Source organism: Pluralibacter sp. (genome assembly GCF_019237635.1).
Taxonomy (GTDB): domain Bacteria; phylum Pseudomonadota; class Gammaproteobacteria; order Enterobacterales; family Enterobacteriaceae; genus Enterobacter_B.
In genome coordinates this window covers 1-6,230 of the sequence record NZ_JAFAGS010000042.1, presented here as the reverse complement: position 1 = coordinate 6,230, position 6,230 = coordinate 1, and the positions used below count along the sequence as shown (strand labels likewise).

The 6,230-nt window shown below is 57.8% G+C and carries 8 protein-coding genes and 1 pseudogene; 2 read left to right on the top strand and 7 right to left on the bottom strand.

Annotated features, from left to right (window positions below; all coding sequences use genetic code 11):
• The coding region (locus JO226_RS05040; protein ID WP_293494163.1) for a HoxN/HupN/NixA family nickel/cobalt transporter at positions 1-762 on the top strand (762 nt) is incomplete at its 5' end.
• A 77-nt stretch (positions 763-839) separates the two neighbouring features.
• Here JO226_RS05040 and gutQ read toward each other — a convergent pair.
• From gutQ to JO226_RS05005, 7 genes are all read right to left on the bottom strand, one after another.
• Positions 840-1,805 carry an arabinose-5-phosphate isomerase GutQ gene (gene gutQ / locus JO226_RS05035; protein WP_293494160.1) on the bottom strand — a complete coding sequence of 322 codons (966 nt, stop codon included), beginning with the start codon at positions 1,803-1,805 and terminating at the stop codon, positions 840-842.
• The gene (locus JO226_RS05030; RefSeq protein WP_293494157.1) at positions 1,798-2,571 is read right to left on the bottom strand and encodes a DNA-binding transcriptional repressor; all 774 of its coding nucleotides are present in this window, start codon (positions 2,569-2,571) and stop codon (positions 1,798-1,800) included. Before JO226_RS05030 ends, gutQ begins: the two co-directional genes overlap by 8 nt.
• Before the next feature lie 68 nt (positions 2,572-2,639).
• Positions 2,640-2,999, bottom strand: coding sequence for a transcriptional regulator GutM (gene gutM, locus JO226_RS05025; protein ID WP_293494154.1), 360 nt, complete (start codon positions 2,997-2,999; stop codon positions 2,640-2,642).
• 42 nt (positions 3,000-3,041) lie between these two features.
• Positions 3,042-3,821, bottom strand: a complete 780-nt coding sequence (srlD, locus tag JO226_RS05020) for a sorbitol-6-phosphate dehydrogenase (protein ID WP_293494151.1) — start codon at positions 3,819-3,821, stop codon at positions 3,042-3,044.
• 17 nt (positions 3,822-3,838) lie between these two features.
• Positions 3,839-4,201, bottom strand: coding sequence for a PTS glucitol/sorbitol transporter subunit IIA (srlB, locus tag JO226_RS05015; RefSeq protein WP_293494148.1), 363 nt, complete (start codon positions 4,199-4,201; stop codon positions 3,839-3,841).
• Between the two features lie 11 nt (positions 4,202-4,212).
• Positions 4,213-5,175, bottom strand: a complete 963-nt coding sequence (locus JO226_RS05010; RefSeq protein WP_293494145.1) for a PTS glucitol/sorbitol transporter subunit IIB — start codon at positions 5,173-5,175, stop codon at positions 4,213-4,215.
• Complete coding sequence (locus JO226_RS05005) at positions 5,172-5,735, bottom strand: PTS glucitol/sorbitol transporter subunit IIC (RefSeq protein ID WP_293494142.1); 564 nt, start codon at positions 5,733-5,735, stop codon at positions 5,172-5,174. Before JO226_RS05005 ends, JO226_RS05010 begins: the two co-directional genes overlap by 4 nt.
• Before the next feature lie 277 nt (positions 5,736-6,012).
• On the opposite strand from JO226_RS05005, the pseudogene JO226_RS05000 reads away from it, so the two are divergent.
• Positions 6,013-6,230: pseudogene (locus tag JO226_RS05000) on the top strand (murein transglycosylase B); the annotation flags it as partial.

The window sequence follows — 6,230 nt, the reverse complement described above, 5'->3', positions numbered from 1 at the left end:
CTCGGTCACTCTTCAATCGTGGTGCTGGCCTCGGCGGCGATTGCCGCGACGGCAACGGCCTTCAGCCGGGATATGGCCTGGCTTCACGATACCGGCAGCCTGATCGGCACGGCGGTATCTTCGGCGTTTTTGCTGGCGATGGCCTTTATCAACTTCGTGATTTTGCGCAGCGTCTGGCACAGCTTCCAGGCCTTTAAACAAGGGAAACCGTTTAGCGAGAGCGTGGCGACCGGCGGCGGCATGATGAGCTGGCTGTTCGGTAAAACGTTCCGTCTGGTGAACAAGAGCTGGCAGATGTACCTGGTGGGTTTTTTGTTCGGCCTCGGGTTTGATACGGCGACGGAAATCGGCGTGCTGGGGCTGTCTGCAGCCAGCGCCTCCAGCGGCATCGCTATCTGGTCTATCATGGTGTTCCCGGCGTTGTTTGCCAGCGCCATGGCGTTGGTCGATACGCTCGATAACGTGCTGATGGTCGGGGCTTACGGCTGGGTGTTCAACAAACCGCAGCGCAAGCTTTACTACAACTTGACCATCACCGGCACCTCCGTTGTTGTGGCGCTGTTTATCGGCGGCCTGGAGGCGTTGGGGCTGGTGATGGACAAGTTTGCGCTCAGTGGCGGCGTGTGGGACGAGATTGGCGCTCTGAACGAGAATCTCGGCAACGCCGGGTTTATGGTCATCGGCCTGTTCGCGTTGTGCTGGGGCGTGTCAATGCTCAACTACCGCTGGCGCGGGTACGATTCGCTGGCGGCGCGGCACTGATATCATCAAGACCTTTCGCCGCCTGCGACTGGAGATGGACGTTGCCAACCTGCATCGGCTGGCAAAACGTTTGGGACTTAAATAATCCCGGCGTGATAGAAGTTTTGCAGGTTGATGGCCCCGGTCAGGCAGCCGTTCTCATCGACTACCGGCGCGGCGCTGATCTGATGGCGCATCAGCCTCTCTTTGGCGTCGATGGCGCGTTCCTGCGACTGCAGCGTGAGGCCGCCTGTGGTCATCGCCTCGCAGACGGCGTCGTTGAGCGTACCACCGCGCACCAGCCAGCGACGCAGATCGCCATCGGTGAAGACGCCGCTGACCTGACCGGCTCTGTCGCAGACGGCGACCAGCCCCAGCCCGGTTCTGCTGAGCTCCAGCATGGCGTCCATCACGTTGGCGTCGACAGTGACCTTTGGCACCTCATCGTCTTTACGCATCAGGTGATGCACCTTGTTCAGCAGACGCGCGCCAAGGGCACCCGCCGGGTGCGAACGGGCAAAATCCTCTTCATTGAAACCGCGAGCCTGCATCACCGCCATCGCCAGCGCATCGCCCAGCATCAGGGTATTTACGGTGCTGGAGGTGGGCGCCAGGCGCATCGGGCAGGCTTCGCGGGCGACCGAAATATCCAGCACCGCGGCGGCGGCCAGCGCCAGCGGAGATTGCAATTTACCGGTCATCGCCAGCAGCGAAATCGACTTCTCCTCAAGGCGCGGAATAATCAGCTCCAGCTCTTTGGCGCTGCCGGAATAGGAGATAAACAGCATCACGTCCTGGCTTTCGAGCATGCCGAGGTCGCCGTGCAGGGCTTCCGCCGGGTGGACGAAGAATGCCGGTGTGCCGGTGCTGGCGAAGGTGGCAGCAAGCTTTTTGCCGATATGTCCGGATTTACCGATACCGGAAACAACCAGTTTGCCTTTGCAGTCGATGATGGTTTGCGCGGCGCGCACGAAGCTTGCGTCCAGCCGTTCCGGCAGCCTGCTTGCTTCCTGGAGTTCAAGCAGCAGCGTCTGACGGCCCGCGTTCAGTAAAAAATCATTCATGAGTTTCTCCGGTAATAATCACGTCAATGCCTTTGTCTTCCAGCGCCTGGCGAAACGCCGGGTCGATATCGGCGTCGGTAATGAGCTTGTCGACGCTTTCCAGCCCGCAGACGACGTTGGGGCTTTTGCGGCCGAATTTAGAGGAGTCCGCCATCAGAATGACCTCTCGCGCCGCGTTGCACATGGCTTTGCTGACGGTATACACCTCGTTGAAAGTGGTAACGCCCGCGTTTAAATCAATACCGTCGGTGCCCATAAACAGGCGGTCGAAGCTGAAATGTTCAAATGCGTTTTCGGCAAGTTGCCCGTGAAAGGACGCGGATTTTTTACGAAAGGTGCCGCCCGGCATCAGGATGGTCTGCTCGTTATCGAACTCGGACAGGGCATTGACGATGTGCAGACTGTTGGTCATTACCGTGATGTTGTTGAAGCGGCTTAACAGCGGCACCATCTGCAGCACCGTGCTGCCCGCGTCGAGGATAATGGAGTCGCCGTCATGAATAAACTGTACGGCGGCCTGGGCAATCAGCGCTTTTCTGTGGGTGTTGATCAACGTCTTATGGTCGATGGGCGGATCGGCTTCATCTTTGTTCAGCACAACGCCGCCGTAGGTGCGAATGACCGTGCCGGCGTTTTCCAGGGCGACTAAGTCTTTACGGATGGTGGTGCCAGTGGTCGCAAAGTGATGCGCCAGCTCTTCGACCGAACACTTCCCCTGTGTTTGTAAATATTCGATGATGGCTGCCTGGCGCTGGCGAGGTTTCATAGGCGTCGGTATCCTGCGGTCAGATTTCGAAATGATAATTTCGCAAGATATTTACGTTCAAAACGAAATTACCCATGTTTCAGTTTAAGCGCCAATGATAGTGCATTCTGACAGAGAGGATCATGGGGAAAGATCACATCAGGTTGCAAATCCTGCAAAGACCTCCCCTGTAAGGCGGCAATTTTTTGCGGCCTGGCGAAGACCGTTACCCCTCGCATTAGCAGCGTATCGGCGACGTTATCCTCGTTATCCAGTGCGATAGCCACCACTACGCGTGGTTTAAAGCGCCCACCGGAGCGACCAACGCCGACGCGCCCCTGCTGACAGAGTGTATCGAATGCGCGATTAAACTGGCGTATCTGCCAGCCGCCGAGCGCCAGTTGAGCCAGCCAGGCGATAACCGCGACGGTAATAAGGGTCGAAACCATACTTTCTCTCCAGAATAACGGCCCCATACGGGGCCGGTGTTATCAGAACATGACCTGACCGCCGGTGATATTGATCGATTGTCCGGTACAGTAGGAGGCTTTAGGACTGGCGTAGAACAACAGCACGTCCAGCACGTCCTGGTAGTCGCAGCCGCGTTTCAGCGGCACTTTGTCGACGTAGTATTGCTCAACCTCATCCTCGCGCAGGCCGAGCTTGGCGGCGTATTGCGGCAGGAGCGACTGGAACATTGGCGACTTCAGCAGGTTGCCGAGCATCAGCGCATGAACGGTAATGCCATATTCGGCGAGATCCAGCGCCAGAGACTGGGTCAGACCCACGCCGCCGAATTTGGCCGCGCTGTAACCGGAATTGTGCTTACTGCCCACCTTGCCGGACTTCGAGTTGATCTGAATAATGCGGCCTTTAATGCCATCGCGGATCATCAGGCGCGAAAACTCCCGGGCGCAGAGGAAATAACCGACCAGGTTCACCTGCAGCGAGCGGTCGAAATCCCCGAGGGTAAAATCGCTGATAAACGCGGCTTTAGCGATGCCCGCGCTGTAAATCAGCAGGTCCACGCGACCGAAAATCTCATCGACGCCGCGCGCCAGCGCCTCGACGCTGGCCTCGCTGGTGGCGTCCGACCCAAATCCCCATGCGGAGCCTTCGCCAAATTCGGCGTTTATCTCCTGCGCGATGCGGGTGGCTTTATCGCTTTGTATATCCACGACCGCAATGCGGTACCCCTCGGCGGCAAGCCCACGGCAAAGGAACGCCCCCAGGGTTTGTCCTCCGCCAATGACAACGGCAACCTGACTCATACATTTCTCCTTACGACTTAAGCAACAAACTTCAGTTCACAACCTGGCGCGATATCTTCCGGCACCGGTCCGCGGACGTGGACGGTACCTGGAAACTCTGGTGTGCTCTGGCCGTCAAAACGCACCGTGATATGCCCCAGTTCGCGCAAATTCTGTTCCGCCACGTCGCCTACGGCGGTGACCGGATAGCATTGTCCGCCGAGCTTCAGCGCGCTGGCGACGCGCAGAGAACCGACGAGATCCCCATGGCAGTGGAGAAAGCAAAACTCTTCGATATCGGCCGGAGCCCCTTCGCGAAAGGTGATAAGCATCTGATCATCCAGCGCCTGACGCGCGCTGGCGCCAATGTGGGTAATGGTGGTCTGATAAATCACGGTCATGGCGGAACCCCTTATTGATAAATAAATCCGGAAACAAACCAGGCGATAAGCACCGTCGGCGCGCCAGTCAGGAAGCGGCTGACCAGCACCGACGGTACGCCGACGCGGACGGTTTCCTGGCGCGCTTCGGCGAGTGACAACCCGACCGGGATAAAGTCGCAGGCGGCCTGGGCGTTGATGGCGAACAGCGCCGGAAGCGCCAGATGCGGCGGAATATGCCCCTGACCAATCTGCACGCCGATCAGCACGCCGATAACCTGTGCAATCACGGCGCCCGGGCCGAGGAAGGGCGAGAGTAGAGGGAACGAGCAGATCAGCGCCAGCGTCACCAGGCCCAGCGGGTGGCTGGCGAGCGGCGCGAGACCGTGGGCAATCCAGTCGCCCAGACCGGAAGCCATGATGATGCCGATCAGCGCCGAGACGAACGCCATAAACGGCAGGATAGTTTTCAGCACGGTGTCTATCGTTTCGCGCCCGGCCTGAAACAGCACGGCAACGGCCGATCCCATCCCCATCCCGACTTTGGCCAACAGGCCGTCGCTCTGCTCGGTGATTTTTTTGCTGGCGTCGTAGTCGCGGTGCGCCGTCGTGGGGGCCGTTTGCGACGTTTGTCCGACGGGCTGAATGTTGTCTTCCTTCACCCCGGAGACATAGATGTCTTCCATGATGTACTGGGCCAACGGGCCGGATTTCCCCGTGGCGTGGATATTGATGGTCGGGATCCGCCGCTTGGGGTAGATCCCGCAGCGCAGCGTGCCGCCGCAATCAATGATCGCTACGCCGATTTCCCCTTCCGGCGGTTCGCCCTCTTTGAAGCCGTCCACGGCCTGCCAGCCGGTGAGCTGCGCGAGCCGGTCGACGATAGCCGGGCGGGTGCCTGCGGTGATGTAAACGATTTTTTTGTCCTGTGTAGCGTCTAACTCAAGCGGGCCGCCCCAGCCGCCAGCGCCTTTTTCTATACGAATGCGCGTCATGATGCCGCTCCTGTTAAATGCACTTTCTGTTCAAGCTGAATCGCCATCTTTCTTTCGAAAATCGTGGTCGTCAGGTCGGTGACCCAGCCGCGGAAAAAGTTGGTTACCAGGCCCACCAGCAGGTAGCTGACCGCCAGCGGGCCGAGCGGTAAGCCGAGCGTGGTAAGACCGCTGGCGATGCCGAGATAAACGAAAAGCTCGCCGGGATTGATGTGTGGAAATAAACCGTTCATGGAGTGACAGCTGTAGGAGGCCGCCGCATAGTAGCTGGGTTTGTATTTTTCCGGCATAAAGCGCCCGAGACTCAGGGTCATCGGGTTGCAGAACACGAAGGTGCCGATGCACGGCAGCAGCATGTAGCGGGTTAACGGATTTCCCGCACATTTTTGCGCCAGCTTCTCGATTCGCGCCTGGCCGATAAAGTTGATCAGCGCATTCATGATAACCAGCAGGCTTATCAGCAGCGGAAGGATCCCGGTTACCATGCCGGTAAACACCTCTCCGCCTTTCTGAAACAGCCCGATGAACCACTCAGCGCCGTGGGTGATGGTTTCAATCATTCTTTTTTCTCTCCTCAAAGGGTACCTGTTCTACCTGCGACGCATTTTAATCATTTTGAAAGGTTTTAAAGTGTTATTGTGATCGCAAAATGAAAGATAAATCTTTTAAATTGAAAGTTTGTTGGTGTGATGTGTGTGGGATGAAAAAGACGTCAGAGGGGAGTGTTACGCGTCAGGACAGAGAATTTGGCGCTGAAAGGGGACTACCGCTTCTTGTCATTCGCGGTATGCTTTACCATACTCGCCCCCCTTGCTGAAATTGTTAAACGGATGTCCCATGTTGAAGCGTCGTTACCTGGCTTTACTCCCTTTGTGTGTCCTGCTCGCTGCCTGTAGCAGCAAACCCAAAACGCAGGCCGCGCCTCAGGCCACCTCGTCCGGGGGATTCCTGCTGGAGCCGCAGCATAATGTCACGATGACCGGCGGCGATTTTGCCAATAACCCGGCAGCCGAGCAGTTTATCGACAGCATGGTGAATAAGCATGGTTTTGACCG